Raw genomic sequence first — 18,391 nt, forward strand, 5'->3', positions numbered from 1 at the left:
ATGGCTGCCACACTTCGTGAATTGCGCGGACGCATCCGCTCGGCCGGATCGATCAAAAAGATCACCAAGGCCCAGGAGCTGATCGCGACGTCGCGGATCGGTCGCGCTCAGGCGCGGCTGGACGCCGCCAGGCCTTACGCCTTCCAGATCACCGCGATGCTCACCACGCTGGCCGCCGAGGCCGCCCTCGACCACCCGTTGCTCGTCGAGCGGCCCGAACCGAAGCGGGCGGGCGTGCTGGTGGTGACGTCGGACCGAGGTCTGTGCGGTGCCTACAACGCGAGCATCTTCCGCCGCGCCGAGGAGCTCTTCTCCTTGCTGCGGGAACAAGGCAAGACGCCGGTGCTGTACGCCGTCGGCCGTAAAGCGCTGAATTACTACAAGTTCCGCAACTGGGACATCAGCGGCTCCTGGACCGGCTTCTCCGAGCAGCCGCAGTACGAGAACGCCGCCGAGATCGGCGAGACGTTGGTCAACGCGTTCATGCTGGGCACCGGCGACGAGGACGAAGGCCAGTCCGACGTCGAGGGCGTCGACGAGTTGCACATCGTCTACAGCGAGTTCAAGTCGATGTTGTCGCAGGCGGCGGTCGCACACCGGATCGCCCCCATGGTGGTCGAATATGTCGAGGAACCGCCCGAAGTGCGAACGTTGTATTCGTTCGAGCCGGATGCGACAACGCTTTTCGAGTCGCTGTTGCCGCGGTACCTGACCACCCGTGTTTACGAGGCGCTGCTCGAATCGGCGGCATCGGAGCTGGCCTCGCGCCAACGCGCGATGAAGTCGGCCACCGACAACGCAGACGACCTCATCAAGGCCCTGACGCTGATGGCGAACCGCGAGCGGCAGGCCCAGATCACCCAGGAGATTAGCGAAATCGTCGGTGGCGCAAACGCGCTCGCTGACGCCCGCTAGGTAGCACCACTAGGAAGCGAAAAAAATTATGCCTGCTACGACAGCAACCGACGAGAAGTCCACGAAGTCGGCCAAGAGCGACACCAGCGGCCGGGTGGTACGGGTCACCGGGCCCGTCGTCGACGTCGAGTTCCCCCGCGGTTCCGTGCCGGAACTGTTCAACGCGCTCAACGCGGAGATCACGTTCGAGGAACTGGCGAAGACCCTCACGCTCGAGGTCGCCCAGCACCTCGGGGACAACCTGGTGCGCACCATCTCGCTGCAGCCCACCGACGGCCTGGTGCGTGGGGTCGAGGTGACCGACACGGGTCGTTCCATCTCGGTGCCCGTCGGCCAGGAGGTCAAGGGCCACGTCTTCAACGCCCTGGGGCACTGCCTCGACAAGCCGGGCTACGGAGAAGACCTCGAGCACTGGTCGATTCACCGCAAGCCGCCGCCGTTCGAAGAGCTCGAGCCTCGCACCGAGATGCTCGAAACCGGCCTCAAGGTCGTCGACCTGCTCACCCCGTACGTGCGTGGTGGCAAGATCGCGCTGTTCGGTGGTGCGGGTGTCGGCAAGACGGTGCTCATCCAGGAGATGATCAACCGCATCGCCCGTAACTTCGGTGGTACGTCGGTGTTCGCCGGGGTGGGGGAGCGCACCCGCGAGGGCAACGACCTCTGGGTCGAACTGCAAGAGGCCGACGTGCTCAAGGACACCGCGCTGGTGTTCGGTCAGATGGACGAGCCGCCCGGTACCCGTATGCGAGTGGCGCTTTCCGCGCTGACCATGGCCGAGTGGTTCCGTGACGAGGCCGGCCAGGACGTGTTGTTGTTCATCGACAACATCTTCCGGTTCACCCAGGCCGGTTCGGAGGTGTCGACGCTGCTCGGTCGTATGCCCTCGGCGGTCGGCTACCAGCCCACGCTGGCCGACGAGATGGGCGAACTGCAGGAGCGCATCACCTCGACGCGAGGCAAGTCGATTACGTCCATGCAGGCGGTCTACGTGCCCGCCGACGACTACACCGACCCGGCGCCGGCGACGACCTTCGCGCACCTGGATGCCACCACCGAGCTGTCGCGGTCGGTGTTCTCCAAGGGCATCTTCCCCGCGGTGGACCCGCTGGCCTCGAGCTCGACCATCCTCGACCCGAGCGTCGTCGGTGACGAGCACTACCGCGTGGCCCAGGAAGTCATCCGAATCCTGCAGCGGTACAAGGACCTTCAGGACATCATCGCGATCCTCGGTATCGACGAGCTGTCCGAAGAGGACAAGCAGCTGGTGCAGCGGGCGCGGCGCATCGAGCGGTTCCTGTCGCAGAACATGATGGCGGCCGAGCAGTTCACCGGTCAGCCGGGTTCGACGGTTCCGCTGAAGGAGACCATCGAGGCGTTCGACCGCGTGACCAAGGGCGAGTTCGACCACGTGCCCGAGCAGGCCTTCTTCTTGATCGGTGGTCTGGACGACCTGGCCAAGAAGGCAGAGAGCCTTGGCGCCAAGCTCTAACTTGCACCCGGGCCGAAACGGGCTCGCACGCTATCGAAGGGGTCTGTGGCATGGCCGAATTGAACGTTGAGATCGTCGCCGTCGACCGAAAGATCTGGTCGGGTGCGGCAACGTTTCTGTTCACCCGCACCACCGTCGGTGAGATCGGCATCATGCCGCGGCACATCCCGCTGGTAGCGCAATTGGTCGACGACGCAATGGTGCGCGTCGAACGAGAGGGCGACGACGATCTCCGGGTCGCGGTGGATGGCGGATTCTTGTCGGTCACCGAGGAGACGGTGACCATCCTGGCCGAATCCGCCGAGTTCGAGTCGGAGATCGACGAGAGCGCCGCGAGAGAGGCTTCTGAGTCGGACGATCCGCGTATCGCCGCCAGGGGGCGCGCCAGATTGCGCGCCGTCGGCGCGATCGACTAAGCGCCGATGAGCGCGCCCATGACCGCCATGGTCGTGCTCGTCGTCGTGCTGGCGGCCGCCGTCGTTGCGTTGAGTTATCGGCTGTGGAAGCTGCGCCAGGGCGGCACGGCGGGGATCATGCGCGACGTTCCCGCGGTGGGCGGTCACGGCTGGCGGCATGGTGTAATCCGTTACCGCGGCGGCGAAGCCGCGTTCTACCGGCTCTCCAGCCTGCGACTGTGGCCGGACCGGCGGCTGAGCCGGCGAGGCGTTGAGATCGTGGCCCGGCGCGCGCCACGTGGCGACGAATTCGACATCATGACCGACGAGATCGTCGTCATCGAACTGCGCGACACGACCCAGGACCGCAGGTCTGGCTACGAGATCGCCTTCGACAAGGGTGCGCTGACCGCGTTCCTGTCGTGGCTGGAGTCGCGCCCGTCGCCGCGTTCCCGCCGGCGCAGCATCTAGCCCGCATCACCGAACGCCCTGCGGTGCCGGTTAACTCGTGGGGGCTTGCCCGCCGCCCGGCTTCCACAGCACATCGCCGTCCGGGTTGGCCACGCGCGACAGGATGAAGAGCAGATCCGACAGGCGGTTCAGGTATTTCGCGGGCAGGATGTTGACCTGCTGCGGGGCGGCGTCGACCGCCGCCCACGCCGAGCGCTCGGCTCGGCGCACCACGGTGCGCGCCACGTGCAAGTACGCCGACAACGGCGAACCGCCCGGCAGCACAAAGGAATTCAGCTTGGGCAACGACTCGTTATATGTGTCACACCACTTTTCGAGCCGGTCGATGTAGGGCTGGGTGACCCGCAAGGGCGGGTACTCGGGGTTTTCCACCACCGGGGTGGACAGGTCCGCGCCGGCGTCGAAGAGGTCATTTTGGATCTGGCGTAACACGGCCTTGAGCTCGCCGTCGGGGTGACCGACGGCGACGGCGACGCCGATCGCCGAGTTGGCCTCATCGCAGTCGGCGTAGGCCACCAGGCGGGGGTCGGTTTTCGGGACCCGGGAGAAGTCACTCAATCCCGTGGTGCCGTCGTCGCCGGTCCGCGTGTAGATGCGGGTCAGGTGCACTGCCATGAGCAAAACGGTACTGCGGCGCGTGTAGGGGCCAAGACTTGGCTCGTTGGCATACGGGCTCGCTGGCAAGCCGGCCGACTGACAAGCCGATACCGCTTCACTAGACTGACCCGGGTGGCTGAGCGATTCGTGGTGACCGGCGGCAACCGGTTGTCCGGCGAAGTCGCGGTGGGGGGCGCAAAGAACAGCGTGCTCAAGCTGATGGCCGCGGCGTTGTTGGCCGAAGGCACCAGCACCATCACCAATTGCCCCGACATCCTCGACGTGCCGCTGATGGCCGAGGTGCTGCGCGGCCTCGGGGCAACCGTCGAACTCGACGGTGACGTCGCCCGGATCACCTCGCCCGACGAGCCGAAATACGATGCCGACTTCGCGGCGGTGCGCCAGTTCCGGGCTTCGGTGTGCGTACTGGGCCCACTGGTCGGTCGGTGTAAGCGGGCCCGCGTCGCCCTTCCCGGCGGAGACGCGATCGGCTCGCGGCCGCTGGACATGCACCAGGCCGGCCTGCGCCAGCTGGGCGCGCAATGCAACATCGAACACGGATGCGTCGTGGCGCAGGCTGATACGTTGCGCGGCGCGGAGATTCAGTTGGAGTTTCCGTCGGTGGGCGCCACCGAGAACATCCTGATGGCCGCGGTCGTGGCCGAAGGCGTGACCACGATCCACAACGCCGCGCGCGAACCCGACGTCGTCGACCTCTGCACGATGTTGAACCAGATGGGCGCGCAGGTCGAAGGCGCCGGTTCGCCGACGATGACCATCACCGGCGTCCCGCGGCTGCACCCGACCGAACACCGCGTCATCGGGGATCGCATCGTCGCCGCCACGTGGGGCATCGCCGCCGCGATGACCCGCGGAGACATCTCGGTCACCGGTGTCGACCCGGCGCACCTGCAGGTGGTGCTGCACAAGCTGCACGACGCCGGCGCCACCGTCACCCAAACGGAAAGCAGCTTCCGGGTGGCCCAGTACGAGCGCCCGAAGGCCGTCAATGTCGCGACCCTGCCGTTTCCCGGGTTTCCCACCGACCTGCAGCCCATGGCGATCGCGCTGGCGTCGATCGCCGATGGCACGTCGATGATCACCGAGAACGTATTCGAGGCGCGCTTTCGTTTCGTCGAGGAAATGATCCGGCTGGGCGCCGACGCCCGCACCGACGGGCACCATGCCGTCGTGCGTGGGCTGCCGCAATTGTCGAGCGCGCCGGTGTGGTGTTCGGACATCCGGGCCGGCGCCGGCCTGGTGTTGGCGGGGCTCGTCGCCGACGGCGACACCGAGGTTCACGACGTCTTCCACATCGATCGCGGCTACCCGTTGTTCGTGGAAAACCTGGCGATTTTGGGAGCGGAGATCGAGCGGGTAGAGTAACCAAAGTCAGTGCCCCACAAGCGCGATCACCGACGCGAAGGTGGACGAGAGCGGGGCCTTGACTCCCTCGCTGGATTGGTACTAGCCTGGCACGGCTGCTCCCGACTCGGTCTCTGGAAGACCAAAACTGGGAGTTGACTCCACTGCCGGACTTGTATTAAGCTGGCAGGGTTGCCCCAAAACGGGCGAAACAAGTGTTGTTTGAGAACTCAATAGTGTGTTTGGTCTTTTTATTTGTTGTTGTTTTTTTGGCCATACCTAGCACTCCCCGTGTGTGGGTATGGCAATTTTTGATGCCAGTTATTTGGTGTCTTGTCAGGTATCTCTGATTTGAAATTCACCTCGTTCATCGAGGAGTTTTTGTTTGGAGAGTTTGATCCTGGCTCAGGACGAACGCTGGCGGCGTGCTTAACACATGCAAGTCGAACGGAAAGGCCCCTTCGGGGGTACTCGAGTGGCGAACGGGTGAGTAACACGTGGGCAATCTGCCCTGCACTTCGGGATAAGCCTGGGAAACTGGGTCTAATACCGGATAGGACCTTTAGGCGCATGTCTTTAGGTGGAAAGCTTTTGCGGTGTGGGATGGGCCCGCGGCCTATCAGCTTGTTGGTGGGGTGATGGCCTACCAAGGCGACGACGGGTAGCCGGCCTGAGAGGGTGTCCGGCCACACTGGGACTGAGATACGGCCCAGACTCCTACGGGAGGCAGCAGTGGGGAATATTGCACAATGGGCGCAAGCCTGATGCAGCGACGCCGCGTGGGGGATGACGGCCTTCGGGTTGTAAACCTCTTTCACCATCGACGAAGGTCCGGGTTTTCTCGGATTGACGGTAGGTGGAGAAGAAGCACCGGCCAACTACGTGCCAGCAGCCGCGGTAATACGTAGGGTGCGAGCGTTGTCCGGAATTACTGGGCGTAAAGAGCTCGTAGGTGGTTTGTCGCGTTGTTCGTGAAATCTCACGGCTTAACTGTGAGCGTGCGGGCGATACGGGCAGACTAGAGTACTGCAGGGGAGACTGGAATTCCTGGTGTAGCGGTGGAATGCGCAGATATCAGGAGGAACACCGGTGGCGAAGGCGGGTCTCTGGGCAGTAACTGACGCTGAGGAGCGAAAGCGTGGGGAGCGAACAGGATTAGATACCCTGGTAGTCCACGCCGTAAACGGTGGGTACTAGGTGTGGGTTTCCTTCCTTGGGATCCGTGCCGTAGCTAACGCATTAAGTACCCCGCCTGGGGAGTACGGCCGCAAGGCTAAAACTCAAAGGAATTGACGGGGGCCCGCACAAGCGGCGGAGCATGTGGATTAATTCGATGCAACGCGAAGAACCTTACCTGGGTTTGACATGCACAGGACGCGTCTAGAGATAGGCGTTCCCTTGTGGCCTGTGTGCAGGTGGTGCATGGCTGTCGTCAGCTCGTGTCGTGAGATGTTGGGTTAAGTCCCGCAACGAGCGCAACCCTTGTCTCATGTTGCCAGCGGGTAATGCCGGGGACTCGTGAGAGACTGCCGGGGTCAACTCGGAGGAAGGTGGGGATGACGTCAAGTCATCATGCCCCTTATGTCCAGGGCTTCACACATGCTACAATGGCCGGTACAAAGGGCTGCGATGCCGCAAGGTTAAGCGAATCCTTTTAAAGCCGGTCTCAGTTCGGATTGGGGTCTGCAACTCGACCCCATGAAGTCGGAGTCGCTAGTAATCGCAGATCAGCAACGCTGCGGTGAATACGTTCCCGGGCCTTGTACACACCGCCCGTCACGTCATGAAAGTCGGTAACACCCGAAGCCAGTGGCCTAACCCTTGGGAGGGAGCTGTCGAAGGTGGGATCGGCGATTGGGACGAAGTCGTAACAAGGTAGCCGTACCGGAAGGTGCGGCTGGATCACCTCCTTTCTAAGGAGCACCACGAAAAGCACTCCAATTGGTGGGGTGCGAGCCGTGAGGGGTTCCCGTCTGTAGTGGACGGGGGCCGGGTGCACAACAGCAAATGATTGCCAGACACACTATTGGGCCCTGAGACAACACTCGGTCGATCCGTGTGGAGTCCCTCCATCTTGGTGGTGGGGTGTGGTGTTTGAGTATTGGATAGTGGTTGCGAGCATCTAGATGAGCGCATAGTCCTTAGGGCTGATGCGTTCGTCGAAATGTGTAATTTCTTCTTTGGTTTTTGTGTGTAAGTAAGTGTTTAAGGGCGCATGGTGGATGCCTTGGCATCGAGAGCCGATGAAGGACGTGGGAGGCTGCGATATGCCTCGGGGAGCTGTCAACCGAGCATTGATCCGAGGATTTCCGAATGGGGAAACCCAGCACGAGTGATGTCGTGTTACCCGCATCTGAATATATAGGGTGCGGGAGGGAACGCGGGGAAGTGAAACATCTCAGTACCCGTAGGAGAAGAAAACAATTGTGATTCCGTAAGTAGTGGCGAGCGAACGCGGAACAGGCTAAACCGCACGCATGTGATACCGGGTAGGGGTTGTGTGTGCGGGGTTGTGGGAGGATACATCTCAGCTCTACCTGGCTGAGGGGTAGTCAGAAAGTGTCGTGGTTAGCGGAAGTGGCCTGGGATGGTCTGCCGTAGACGGTGAGAGCCCGGTACGCGAAAACCCGTCACCTACCTTGTATCAATTCCCGAGTAGCAGCGGGCCCGTGGAATCTGCTGTGAATCTGCCGGGACCACCCGGTAAGCCTAAATACTTCTCGATGACCGATAGCGGATTAGTACCGTGAGGGAATGGTGAAAAGTACCCCGGGAGGGGAGTGAAATAGTACCTGAAACCGTGTGCCTACAATCCGTCAGAGCCTCCTTGTGGGGTGATGGCGTGCCTTTTGAAGAATGAGCCTGCGAGTCAGGGACACGTCGCGAGGTTAACCCGTGCGGGGTAGCCGCAGCGAAAGCGAGTCTGAATAGGGCGCATCCCCTTTGGGGTGTAGTGGCGTGTTCTGGACCCGAAGCGGAGTGATCTACCCATGGCCAGGGTGAAGCGCGGGTAAGACCGCGTGGAGGCCCGAACCCACTTAGGTTGAAGACTGAGGGGATGAGCTGTGGGTAGGGGTGAAAGGCCAATCAAACTCCGTGATAGCTGGTTCTCCCCGAAATGCATTTAGGTGCAGCGTTGCGTGGTTCACCACGGAGGTAGAGCTACTGGATGGCCGATGGGCCCTACTAGGTTACTGACGTCAGCCAAACTCCGAATGCCGTGGTGTAAAGCGTGGCAGTGAGACGGCGGGGGATAAGCTCCGTACGTCGAAAGGGAAACAGCCCAGATCGCCGGCTAAGGCCCCTAAGCGTGTGCTAAGTGGAAAAGGATGTGTAGTCGCAGAGACAACCAGGAGGTTGGCTTAGAAGCAGCCACCCTTGAAAGAGTGCGTAATAGCTCACTGGTCAAGTGATTATGCGCCGATAATGTAGCGGGGCTCAAGCACACCGCCGAAGCCGCGGCACATTCGCGTTTACGTGGATGTGGGTAGGGGAGCGTCCCTCATTCAGCGAAGCCTCCGGGTGACCGGTGGTGGAGGGTGGGGGAGTGAGAATGCAGGCATGAGTAGCGATAAGGCAAGTGAGAACCTTGCCCGCCGTAAGACCAAGGGTTCCTGGGCCAGGCCAGTCCGCCCAGGGTGAGTCGGGACCTAAGGCGAGGCCGACAGGCGTAGTCGATGGACAACGGGTTGATATTCCCGTACCCGTGTATGGGCGTCCCTGATGAATCAGCGGTACTAACCACCCAAAACCGGATCGACCATTCCCCTTCGGGGGCATGGAGTTTCGGGGCTGCGTGGGACCTTCGCTGGTAGTAGTCAAGCAATGGGGTGACGCAGGAAGGTAGCCGTACCAGTCAGTGGTAATACTGGGGCAAGCCTGTAGGGAGAGCGATAGGCAAATCCGTCGCTCATTAATCCTGAGAGGTGATGCATAGCCGATTGAGGTGAATTCGGTGATCCTCTGCTGCCAAGAAAAGCCTCTAGCGAGCACATACACGGCCCGTACCCCAAACCAACACAGGTGGTCAGGTAGAGAATACCAAGGCGTACGAGATAACTATGGTTAAGGAACTCGGCAAAATGCCCCCGTAACTTCGGGAGAAGGGGGGCCGGAATACCGTGAACACCCTTGCGGTGGGAGCGGGATCCGGCCGCAGAAACCAGTGGGTAGCGACTGTTTACTAAAAACACAGGTCCGTGCGAAGTCGCAAGACGATGTATACGGACTGACGCCTGCCCGGTGCTGGAAGGTTAAGAGGACCCGTTAACCGTAAGGTGAAGCGGAGAATTTAAGCCCCAGTAAACGGCGGTGGTAACTATAACCATCCTAAGGTAGCGAAATTCCTTGTCGGGTAAGTTCCGACCTGCACGAATGGCGTAACGACTTCCCAACTGTCTCAACCATAGACTCGGCGAAATTGCACTACGAGTAAAGATGCTCGTTACGCGCGGCAGGACGAAAAGACCCCGGGACCTTCACTACAACTTGGTATTGGTGTTCGGTACGGTTTGTGTAGGATAGGTGGGAGACTGTGAAATACAGACGCCAGTTTGTATGGAGTCGTTGTTGAAATACCACTCTGATCGTATTGGACACCTAACGTCGAACCCTTATCGGGTTCACGGACAGTGCCTGGCGGGTAGTTTAACTGGGGCGGTTGCCTCCTAAAATGTAACGGAGGCGCCCAAAGGTTCCCTCAACCTGGACGGCAATCAGGTGACGAGTGTAAGTGCACAAGGGAGCTTGACTGCGAGACTTACAAGTCAAGCAGGGACGAAAGTCGGGACTAGTGATCCGGCACCCCCGAGTGGAAGGGGTGTCGCTCAACGGATAAAAGGTACCCCGGGGATAACAGGCTGATCTTCCCCAAGAGTCCATATCGACGGGATGGTTTGGCACCTCGATGTCGGCTCGTCGCATCCTGGGGCTGGAGCAGGTCCCAAGGGTTGGGCTGTTCGCCCATTAAAGCGGCACGCGAGCTGGGTTTAGAACGTCGTGAGACAGTTCGGTCTCTATCCGCCGCGCGCGTCAGAAACTTGAGGAAACCTGTCCCTAGTACGAGAGGACCGGGACGGACGAACCTCTGGTATACCAGTTGTTCCACCAGGAGCACGGCTGGATAGCCACGTTCGGACAGGATAACCGCTGAAAGCATCTAAGCGGGAAACCTTCTCCAAGATCAGGTTTCTCACCCTTTTAGAGGGATAAGGCCCCCCGCAGACCACGGGTTCGATAGGCCAGACCTGGAAGCTCAGCAATGAGTGCAGGGAACTGGCACTAACCGGCCGAAAACTTACCAACACACAATCGCAACCACAGTCCATTTCGGCGGCATTTTGCCGCTGGAAGCTTGAACACCGCACCCCCCACCAAACAAATTTAAATAGAGTTACGGCGGCCACAGCGACAGGGAAACGCCCGGTCCCATTCCGAACCCGGAAGCTAAGCCTGTCAGCGCCGATGATACTGCCCATACGGGTGGAAAAGTAGGACACCGCCGAACATACACAAAAACACCCCCGGCAACGGGGGTGTTTTTGCATTCGTAGCCAAAACCACTGGCGCACAGGGATTTACACCGGCATGCGGGATCGCAGCGTCCCGTGTCCGTAAGCCGGCGACGCGGTACGCGCGGTCGACGGGCCACGGTGGAGCCGGGGGTGCAGCGCCCTCCGCGATGCCAACGGCGGTGCGCTGAGCCGGATCTCGACCCGATTGCTCGGGACGTTGTTGCTCGGCTAGCCGGCAAACGGCGGGCGGGCCATCACCGTCGGGCGGATCCCGTAGCGCGGGCCGGCGCCGGTCGAACCCCCGCCGACACCCGCCAGCGGCATACCGCCCAACAGGTTTCCGGGTCCCGATGTCTCGGGAGTGGTGATGAAGCGGCTGACCGGAATCGACGAGGCTCCGGAGGCGACCGCCGGGCCCGCCGCGGAGGTCCAGGCGGGGGGCACGGAGAGGCCGCCGACCGGCGCCGCAGAAGCCAAAGTCGCCGATATGGCGCCGCCGCCACCGGTCAGCCCGCGCAGCGATGCGCCCACGGCGGGCAGGCTCGCGGCGGCCTTCGCTCCCTCACTGGCGGCCTTGGCTGCGGGAGCCAAACCCTTTGAGAGCGATAGGAAGTGGGTCGACATCCCGGTAACGCGATACATCATCGCGAGGGTGTTCTGGGCAGGGCTGGCGTATTCGGCCCACATGTCGAACACGGGGTTCTGTTCCAGCACGTCGGTGATCGGCGGCAGTTCCGTGTTCGCCGCCGCGGGCGACGACAGTGCCTGCAGTGTGGGCGGTACCGAGGACAGCAACTGTGACTGTGCCGACTCCGCCCCGGCCGAGGTGCCGGCCGCCTGAGCGACCGAGGCCGCCTGCATGGCCTCGCCGGCCGGATTGGTGGTCTCCGCCGGCCGGGTGAACGGTGTCACCTGGGTGACCGGCGCGGCCTGACCCGCGTAGCCGTACATCGCCGTAGCGTCTTGCGCCCACATTTCGGCGTATTGCGTCTCGAGCTGAACGATCAGCGGCGTGTTTTGGCCCAGGACATTGGTCGACACCGCCTGTACGAGTTGGGCGCGGTTGGCTTCGATCAGCGGTGGGGGCACCGTGGCGGCAAACGCCGCTTCGTAGGCGCCCGCCGCGGCCCTGGCCGAAACGGCGGCCTGTTCGGCCTGCATGGCGGTGGTGCGCATCCACGCCACATAGGGTTTGGCGGCCTCGGCCATCTGGGCCGAGGCCGGGCCCATCCACTCTTCGCTCACCAGTTGCGTGATGATCCTGTCGTAGTCGTTGGCCGCGGAATCCAACTCCGCGGCCAACAGATTCCAGGCCCACGCCGCGGCCATCATCGAGGCCGAGCCCGGGCCGGAATACATGCGCTCCGAATGGATCTCCGGGGGTAACGCTCCGAAATCCAGCACGTCGCACCCGCCTCAGCTGGACGCGGCGGCGTTGATGGCTTCGGTTGCCGCATATGAGCCGGCGCCGAAGTGCAGCATTCTCACGAAGCTGTCGTGAATCACCGTGGCCTGGGCGCAGACGGTCTGATACATCTGGGCGTGCGTGGCGAACTGCGCGGCAACCAGCACGGAGACCTCATCGGTTGCCGCGGGAACCACGCCCATCGTCGGCGCCGATGCCGCTGCATTCTGTGCGGCCAGCGCCGAGCCGATGGCAGCCAAGTTCTGGGCTGCGGCGGTTAACGCTTCGGGCTGGGTGGTCACGAACGACACGGTGATTCTCTCCTCGCTGGTTCCGATTCAACGGTGCTGAACGGCCGCTGAAAGCCGCTCCACCGCGAGGTTAAGGGCTGCGCGCCCAATAGTGTATTGCTAAAGACAAGTGTTCATCTTCAGCTAGATTCAGTTCATATCTGTGAACTCATATGTACATATATGTTCTTACGATCACATATGTGTACAAACGTCCACTCATAAGAGATGACCGCCGTGCCCGAGGATCGGCATCGCGTTCGTGATTCGACGGCCGACGCCGGCGGCTGCGCTGGACGGTACCCGCGCACAAGTATCTGACCACAGTTTCGGGGGGCGTCGGCGCGCGTGCGACAGCCGTCGCCGACAAGACGAGGGGACCACTTAGTGGATTACGGGGCGCTTCCGCCGGAGGTCAACTCCGGGCGGATGTACGTCGGTGCGGGTTCGGGGCCGATGCTGGCGGCCGCCGCAGCCTGGGACGGGTTGGCCATCGAGCTGTACACCACCGCGGCCTCCTACGGTTCGTTGATCGCCGAACTCACCGGCGCGTGGCTGGGTCCGGCGTCGGCGACGATGGCCGCCGCCTCGGCCCCCTACGTGGCGTGGCTCACCGCGACCGCCGCACACGCCGAACAGACGGCGGTCCAGGCGAAGGCCGCCGCGGGGGCCTACGAGGCGGCGTTCGCGATGACGGTTCCGCCACCGGTGATCGCGGCCAACCGCGCCCAGTTGATGATGCTGATCGCGACGAATTTCTTCGGCCAGAACCTGCCCGCGATCGCGGCCACCGAGGCCCACTACGCCGAGATGTGGGCCCAGGACGCGGCCGCGATGTATGGCTACGCCGCGGCGTCGGCCGGCGCCTCGGCGTTGCCCCCGTTCGACCAGCCGCCCTCCACCACCAACCCGGCGGGGGAGGGCGGTCAAGCGGCCGCGGTCGCCCATGCCGCCGACACGGCGGCCGAAACAAGCACGCAACCCGGTGCCTCCACCTCGGGGTTAGCAAACCCAACGTTGGTCTCCAGCGCAGTGGTGGAAGGCTCGTCAGGGGCATCCGAATCGTCGGCATCGGAGTCCTGGAAAAAGTTGACCTCGTTGTATACCAACCACCTTGGTATGGCCTACAACCACGCGGGCGACTGGGAGCACATGATGAAGATCTGGGAAGGCGTGATGCCGGCCGCCGGTGACGGCCAAGCCGCGACGGCCGCGGCCACCTTGCGCGGTGTGGGAGGAACGCTCGGCGGTGGCCCGGTGTCCTCGGGTGGGTCCTCGCCCGTGTCGGCGGGTCTGGGCAGGGCGGCCACGGTGGGTCACTTGTCGGTGCCGCAGAGTTGGGCCGCCGCGGCTCCGGCGGCAAGCGCGGACACAGCCGCGCCGGCGGTCAGCACCGTCGGCGCCGGCGCCGAAGCCAAGGGAAGCGGGTTGCTCCGCGGCATCCCGCTGTCGGGCACGGGCCGGGGAGCCGGGGGCAAGATCGTCGGGCAGCGTTACGGGTTCCGCCCGATGGTGGTAGCCCGGCACGTGGTGGGCGGATAAACGCTCAGGTCGCCGAAGGCGCCGGATGGCCTACTTGCCGGACGTGAACCAGGCCACCTTGGCCTGCCACGATCGCGCGGATCCGTAGGCGAAGCCGATGGCGCTCAGGCAGGCGCACAACCAGACGGGCAAGGCGATGTCCGTGCCCGCCCAGGCGGTGCCGATTTGAATCACGCTCGCCGCCACCCCGAATCCCGCCGAGATCAGGTAGAGGTCGACGGTCGTCGTTGAGCGGGGATCCGTCCGCAGGATCAGCAGCACTCGCCCGGCGTAGGAGAGCAGGTAGATCATCAGGGCGCCCAGGACCAGCCAGTAAGCCAGCAGCCAGAAGTCGGCGGGGGCCGCGAAGAAGTCGAGGTGATGGCCCTCGTCGGCGATGACGAACAGAACCACCAGCAGCGGAACCGCGATGCGTAGCGGGCGCGTGACGTGCTTGCGCAACAGCTCGCTCTCGTGGGCTTCGTCGACCAGGCGGATGAGCCCATGGCGGATGATCGCCGTCACCGCGAAGATCCAGCAGATGTGTCCGAGCAGGTGTTGCACGTTCCACAGCCCGAAGACGCGGTGTAGCGGGGGTCCGAGCGCGGCCGCGGCCCAGTGCGACATCAGCAGCACCGCGCAGCCATGCAGTGCGATGTTGCGGGTGGCGCCGGCCTCCCATCGGGAGCGCCAGGTGTAACGCCGGATCCACAGGCTGCACAGAAGGGCGGCCAAGGTGACGACGATGAGTGCGGTTTTGATCATCCAAACGGTCCGGCAGTGCCGCTCAGACGGGCGGACTGTTGGGATCGGGGCGAAGGTCGCGCAGCCTGGGCGGGCCGGTCTGGGACTCCAGGTACTCGGTGACCGAGTCGGGGTCGATCAGACCGTAGCGGACCTGCAGGTCGACCGGGTTCAACCCCAAATACTTGGCCGCCCTGATCAGGTTGTCGGCGGTGATCAGCCTGCCCTCGCGAGCCGCCTTGTAGTACGCGGACTTGCGGTAGCCGAACGCTTCGTAGACCTCAGTGGCCGCCAGGGGTCTACCGACCAGATACGGCAGCACCACCGCCGGATCCTTCGCACTGTCGTCCACAAATATGGACGATAGCGTCGTACGACGGACCTCGCAAAAGAAACGCGACCACCGCCGGCGGTCAGTCGAACAGCGTTGCGCAACTGTGGGTCTTTTCCAGATCCAGCAGGGCGCGCTTGCGCTGCAGGCCGCCGCCGTAGCCGGTGAGGCTGCCGTTCGAGCCGATCACCCGGTGGCAGGGCACCACGATCGCGATCGGATTGTGCCCGTTGGCCAATCCCACGGCGCGCGCGGACCCCGGAGCGCCGATCTGCTCGGCGATCCATCCGTATGACCTCGTCTCCCCATAGGGAATCGTCAGCAACGCCTTCCATACGCGCCGCTGGAACTCGGAGCCGTGCAGGTCGAACTCGAAATCGAAGTCGGTGCGCTCGCCGGCGAAATAGGCGGCCAGCTGCTCGACGGCGGCGCCGAACGCCCGCGGGTTCGGCGACCAGCCGGCGCGGCTCGGCTCATAGGTCTGGTCGACCATCCGTAGGTTCGTCAATACGGAGCCGCGACCGGCCAGGGTCAGCAATCCGATGGGGCTGTCGATGGTGCGGTACTCGATCATGCGACCTCCTGTGGCGGCCAATGGTTTACCGGATGCTCGAGAGTGGTCCAAAGATATTGGGTGGCATAGGAACGCCAGGGGCGCCAACGGGCGCCGCGTTCCACGAGGGAGCGTTCGTCGGACGGCAATCCCAGCTGTTTGGCGGCCAGGCGCAGCCCGAGGTCGCTGGCGGGGAAGGCGTCGGGGTCGCCAAGGCCGCGCATCGCGATCACTTCCGCGGTCCAGGGGCCCACCCCGGGCAGCGCGAGCAACTGTCTGCGGGCACTGTCCCAGTCGCATCCGGTGTCCAGCACGATGCTGCCGTCGGCGAGGCCGGCAACCAATGCGCTGAGCGTGCGGCGGCGGGCCTTGGGCACCGCCAGATGGACGGGATCGATCTCGGCGAGCTCCTCGACCGAGGGGAAGGTGTGGGTCAACGTTCCCTCGGCGTCGTTGACCGGCCGTCCGTACGCGGCGACCAGCCGCCCGGCATGGGTGCTCGCGGCCCTGGTCGACACCTGCTGCCCGAGCACTGCGCGCACCGCGAGTTCGGCTTCGTCGACGGTGCGCGGAATGCGCTGCCCGGGCGCCTTGGCCACGACGGGTCGCAGTCCGGCGTCCGCGCCCAGCGCTTCGTCGACCGCCTCCGGGTCCGCGTCGAGGTCCAGCAGCCGCCGGCAGCGGGCGATCGCCGTGGTCAGATCGCGGAAATCGTCGAGCACGAGGACGCAACGGACATGGTCGACGGCGGGCGTCAGGTTCACGATGGCGTTGCCGAACGGAAGGCGCAAGCTGCGTCGGTACCCGCCATCGCGGACCTCCTCGCAACCGGGAACGGCGCCGGCCGCGAGATGGCCGAAGACGCCCTCGTAGGCGAAGGGTGTGCGCACCGGGAGCCGAAGGCACACGGTGCCAGGCGAATTGGCCTCGGACGCGGTACGGGCGGCCGCGCGCCGGCGCAGGGCGCTCGGTGTGCCTTCGAACACCGATCGCACGGTGTCGTTGAACTGACGGATGCTGGAAAAGCCCGCGGCGAATGCGACGTCGCCGAACGGCAGGTCCGTCGTCTCGATCAACACGCGGGCGGTCTGGGCGCGCTGCGCCCGGGCCAGTGCCAGCGGGCCGGCGCCGACCTCGGCCTGCAGGAGCCGTTCGAGCTGGCGAGTGGTGTAACCGAGGTGGGCGGCCAGACCACCCACACCGTCGCGGTCCACGGTGCCGTCGGCGATCAGCCGCATCGTGCGCGCCACCACGTCACCGCGCACGTTCCATTCGGGGGAACCCGGAGAGGCATCGGGACGGCACCGTTTGCAGGCCCGAAAGCCGGCCCGCTGGGCGGCCGCCGCGGTGGGGTAGAACCGCACGTTGCGGGCGAACGGCGGCCGCACCGGGCAGCTGGGCCGGCAGTAGATCCGGGTGGTCAGCACCGCGGTGACGAACCAGCCGTCGAACCGGGCGTCCTTGGACTGGACGGCGCGGTAGCAGCGGTCGAAATCGTCGTGCACGCTTCCAGACTTACACCCGGGCACCGACAAAACTAGCGGGAAAGCGACATCGTGGTGGGCGGGCACGCATCGGTGTCGGTCGGCCTCACGTCGGAGCGGCTTTCTTGTCGATTCGAGGTACTTCCCGCACGCGATGGTATTTACTGTGACCCAACTCGCCGGCTCTGACGGCGTGACCCGACGGGGTGAGTGAGTTCGGGGAAAGGCGAACCGATGAAGCGGCTGGCGACGTGGTGGGGGCAGGACGACCACTTCGATTGGCTGACAGGTTATTTGCAAGCGCACGGGCTGAGCACCAACACCCGCAGGGTGTTGGCTGTCGTGGCGTCCTCGTTGGTGCTGGTGCCCGTCAATGTGTACTGGGGCCCCGAGCCGTTGTATCCCCATGTGGCGCTGACGGTTTCGGTCGTGTCCGCCGTGATCGGACTGGGCATGGCGGTGCTGTGGTTGAGCGGATGGCCCACCCGGCGCCAGTCGATCTTCTACATCATGACCGGCTGCGTATCCATTGGCGGCGGCTGTCTGTGGCAGCCCCAGCCGCTCGTCGGGCTGATGTCCTGCTCGGCGCTCTCGGTGACCGGCGGCTACATCGCGTTCTTCCACACCACCAGGCTCATGGCGCTGAACCTCGGCGTGGCCAGCGCGATCGGGGCCTGGCAGGCGGTGCGTCTGGCCGCCGAGGGGCAAGCAGTGTTGGCCTTCACCGGCTACTTCCTGGTTCTGGAACTCAACGTGGTCGTTCCGCTCGCCATCCAGGTCGTGGTGCGCGCCCTGTGGGTTGATCTCTCGCGTGCCAACCGCGATCCGCTGACCGGCCTGCTGAACCGGCGAGCCTGCGACAGGGAGATAGTCGGCCGGATGCTCGCGGGCGCGCATCACATGTTCTTGGCGGTGGCCATGGTCGATCTGGACCGCTTCAAAGAGCTCAACGACACCCGCGGGCACGCGGCCGGCGATGAGGCGCTCATCGAGGTGGCCGGCACCCTGACGACCGCCTGCGGAGAGACCGCGATCGTCGGCCGCGTCGGCGGGGAGGAGTTCCTGGTCGCCGACATCGTCACCGCGGACCAGCTGCCAGAGTGGGGCCGACAGCTCTGTGACGCGATAGCCGCGATGAACGCATCGGTGACCGCCAGCGTCGGGATCGCCACCCTCGCGTTGCGCAGCGTCGTCTCGGACTATGCCGAGCACGCGTTCCACCAATTGGTCGCCCAGGCCGACACCGCGATGTATGAAGCCAAACGGTGCGGCGGCAACCAGAGTCGCCACCGCCAGGTGGCGGTCTGAGCCCGCCGAA

General features: G+C 64.0%; 14 protein-coding genes and 3 rRNA genes. 10 read left to right on the forward strand and 7 right to left on the reverse strand.

Annotated features, from left to right (window positions below; genetic code table 11):
- Genes OCU_RS32845 through OCU_RS32860 form a run of 4 tightly spaced genes read left to right on the forward strand, consistent with a single transcriptional unit; the run spans position 1 to position 3,270 of the window.
- Positions 1-915 (forward strand): F0F1 ATP synthase subunit gamma, encoded by a 915-nt coding sequence (locus OCU_RS32845; RefSeq protein ID WP_008254818.1) that lies wholly within the window; start codon positions 1-3, stop codon positions 913-915.
- 28 nt (positions 916-943) lie between these two features.
- A complete protein-coding gene (gene atpD / locus OCU_RS32850) occupies positions 944-2,404 on the forward strand; it encodes a F0F1 ATP synthase subunit beta (RefSeq protein ID WP_008254823.1) in 1,461 nt (486 codons plus the stop codon).
- A 50-nt stretch (positions 2,405-2,454) separates the two neighbouring features.
- Complete coding sequence (locus OCU_RS32855; protein ID WP_008254826.1) at positions 2,455-2,820, forward strand: F0F1 ATP synthase subunit epsilon; 366 nt, start codon at positions 2,455-2,457, stop codon at positions 2,818-2,820.
- 6 nt (positions 2,821-2,826) lie between these two features.
- On the forward strand, positions 2,827-3,270 hold the full coding sequence (locus OCU_RS32860; RefSeq protein ID WP_009955321.1) for a DUF2550 domain-containing protein: 444 nt from the start codon (positions 2,827-2,829) through the stop codon (positions 3,268-3,270).
- Between the two features lie 30 nt (positions 3,271-3,300).
- On the opposite strand, the gene OCU_RS32865 is transcribed toward OCU_RS32860, so the two are convergent.
- On the reverse strand, positions 3,301-3,885 hold the full coding sequence (locus OCU_RS32865; RefSeq protein ID WP_009955322.1) for a cob(I)yrinic acid a,c-diamide adenosyltransferase: 585 nt from the start codon (positions 3,883-3,885) through the stop codon (positions 3,301-3,303).
- Positions 3,886-3,999: 114 nt separating this feature from the next.
- Between OCU_RS32865 and murA the strand changes: the two genes are divergently transcribed.
- The 4 genes from murA (at position 4,000) to rrf (ending at position 10,738) form a co-directional block, all read left to right on the forward strand.
- The gene (gene murA, locus OCU_RS32870; RefSeq protein ID WP_008254832.1) at positions 4,000-5,253 is read left to right on the forward strand and encodes a UDP-N-acetylglucosamine 1-carboxyvinyltransferase; all 1,254 of its coding nucleotides are present in this window, start codon (positions 4,000-4,002) and stop codon (positions 5,251-5,253) included.
- Between the two features lie 361 nt (positions 5,254-5,614).
- Positions 5,615-7,145: ribosomal RNA gene (locus OCU_RS32875) — 16S ribosomal RNA — on the forward strand.
- 282 nt (positions 7,146-7,427) lie between these two features.
- Positions 7,428-10,536: ribosomal RNA gene (locus OCU_RS32880) — 23S ribosomal RNA — on the forward strand.
- Positions 10,537-10,625: 89 nt separating this feature from the next.
- Positions 10,626-10,738 (forward strand): 5S ribosomal RNA (gene rrf, locus OCU_RS32885).
- The 16S, 23S and 5S rRNA genes sit together here, the layout of an rRNA operon.
- A gap of 235 nt (positions 10,739-10,973) precedes the next feature.
- On the opposite strand, the gene OCU_RS32890 is transcribed toward rrf, so the two are convergent.
- Positions 10,974-12,149 carry a PPE family protein gene (locus tag OCU_RS32890; RefSeq protein ID WP_014379596.1) on the reverse strand — a complete coding sequence of 392 codons (1,176 nt, stop codon included), beginning with the start codon at positions 12,147-12,149 and terminating at the stop codon, positions 10,974-10,976.
- Between the two features lie 12 nt (positions 12,150-12,161).
- Positions 12,162-12,461 carry a PE family protein gene (locus OCU_RS32895; protein ID WP_008254840.1) on the reverse strand — a complete coding sequence of 100 codons (300 nt, stop codon included), beginning with the start codon at positions 12,459-12,461 and terminating at the stop codon, positions 12,162-12,164.
- A gap of 366 nt (positions 12,462-12,827) precedes the next feature.
- Between OCU_RS32895 and OCU_RS32900 the strand changes: the two genes are divergently transcribed.
- On the forward strand, positions 12,828-13,982 hold the full coding sequence (locus OCU_RS32900; RefSeq protein ID WP_009955325.1) for a PPE family protein: 1,155 nt from the start codon (positions 12,828-12,830) through the stop codon (positions 13,980-13,982).
- A gap of 30 nt (positions 13,983-14,012) precedes the next feature.
- Here OCU_RS32900 and OCU_RS32905 read toward each other — a convergent pair whose 3' ends face one another.
- From OCU_RS32905 to OCU_RS32920, 4 genes are all read right to left on the reverse strand, one after another.
- Positions 14,013-14,726: a hypothetical protein gene (locus OCU_RS32905; RefSeq protein ID WP_008254846.1), complete on the reverse strand. Its 714-nt coding sequence runs from the start codon at positions 14,724-14,726 to the stop codon at positions 14,013-14,015.
- Between the two features lie 22 nt (positions 14,727-14,748).
- On the reverse strand, positions 14,749-15,057 hold the full coding sequence (locus OCU_RS32910) for a hypothetical protein (RefSeq protein ID WP_008254847.1): 309 nt from the start codon (positions 15,055-15,057) through the stop codon (positions 14,749-14,751).
- Between the two features lie 61 nt (positions 15,058-15,118).
- Positions 15,119-15,610 carry a methylated-DNA--[protein]-cysteine S-methyltransferase gene (locus OCU_RS32915; RefSeq protein WP_008254850.1) on the reverse strand — a complete coding sequence of 164 codons (492 nt, stop codon included), beginning with the start codon at positions 15,608-15,610 and terminating at the stop codon, positions 15,119-15,121.
- Positions 15,607-17,094 (reverse strand): DNA-3-methyladenine glycosylase 2 family protein, encoded by a 1,488-nt coding sequence (locus OCU_RS32920; RefSeq protein WP_009955327.1) that lies wholly within the window; start codon positions 17,092-17,094, stop codon positions 15,607-15,609. The genes OCU_RS32915 and OCU_RS32920 overlap by 4 nt, the downstream gene beginning before the upstream one ends.
- A 213-nt stretch (positions 17,095-17,307) precedes the next feature.
- Between OCU_RS32920 and OCU_RS32925 the strand changes: the two genes are divergently transcribed.
- A complete protein-coding gene (locus tag OCU_RS32925; RefSeq protein WP_008254855.1) occupies positions 17,308-18,381 on the forward strand; it encodes a GGDEF domain-containing protein in 1,074 nt (357 codons plus the stop codon).
- The last annotated feature ends 10 nt before the right edge of the window (positions 18,382-18,391 follow it).

The organism is Mycobacterium intracellulare ATCC 13950, assembly GCF_000277125.1.
Taxonomy (GTDB): Bacteria; Actinomycetota; Actinomycetes; order Mycobacteriales; family Mycobacteriaceae; genus Mycobacterium; species Mycobacterium intracellulare.

Bases quoted from the DNA above. Each gene is read 5' to 3' on its own strand.
- OCU_RS32865 (WP_009955322.1), bottom strand. From the start codon at position 3,885: ATGGCAGTGCACCTGACCCGCATCTACACGCGGACCGGCGACGACGGC.
- OCU_RS32860 (WP_009955321.1), top strand. From the start codon at position 2,827: ATGAGCGCGCCCATGACCGCCATGGTCGTGCTCGTCGTCGTGCTGGCG.
- OCU_RS32845 (WP_008254818.1), top strand. From the start codon at position 1: ATGGCTGCCACACTTCGTGAATTGCGCGGACGCATCCGCTCGGCCGGA.
- OCU_RS32925 (WP_008254855.1), top strand. From the start codon at position 17,308: ATGAAGCGGCTGGCGACGTGGTGGGGGCAGGACGACCACTTCGATTGG.
- OCU_RS32915 (WP_008254850.1), bottom strand. From the start codon at position 15,610: ATGATCGAGTACCGCACCATCGACAGCCCCATCGGATTGCTGACCCTG.
- OCU_RS32905 (WP_008254846.1), bottom strand. From the start codon at position 14,726: ATGATCAAAACCGCACTCATCGTCGTCACCTTGGCCGCCCTTCTGTGC.
- OCU_RS32855 (WP_008254826.1), top strand. From the start codon at position 2,455: ATGGCCGAATTGAACGTTGAGATCGTCGCCGTCGACCGAAAGATCTGG.
- atpD (WP_008254823.1), top strand. From the start codon at position 944: ATGCCTGCTACGACAGCAACCGACGAGAAGTCCACGAAGTCGGCCAAG.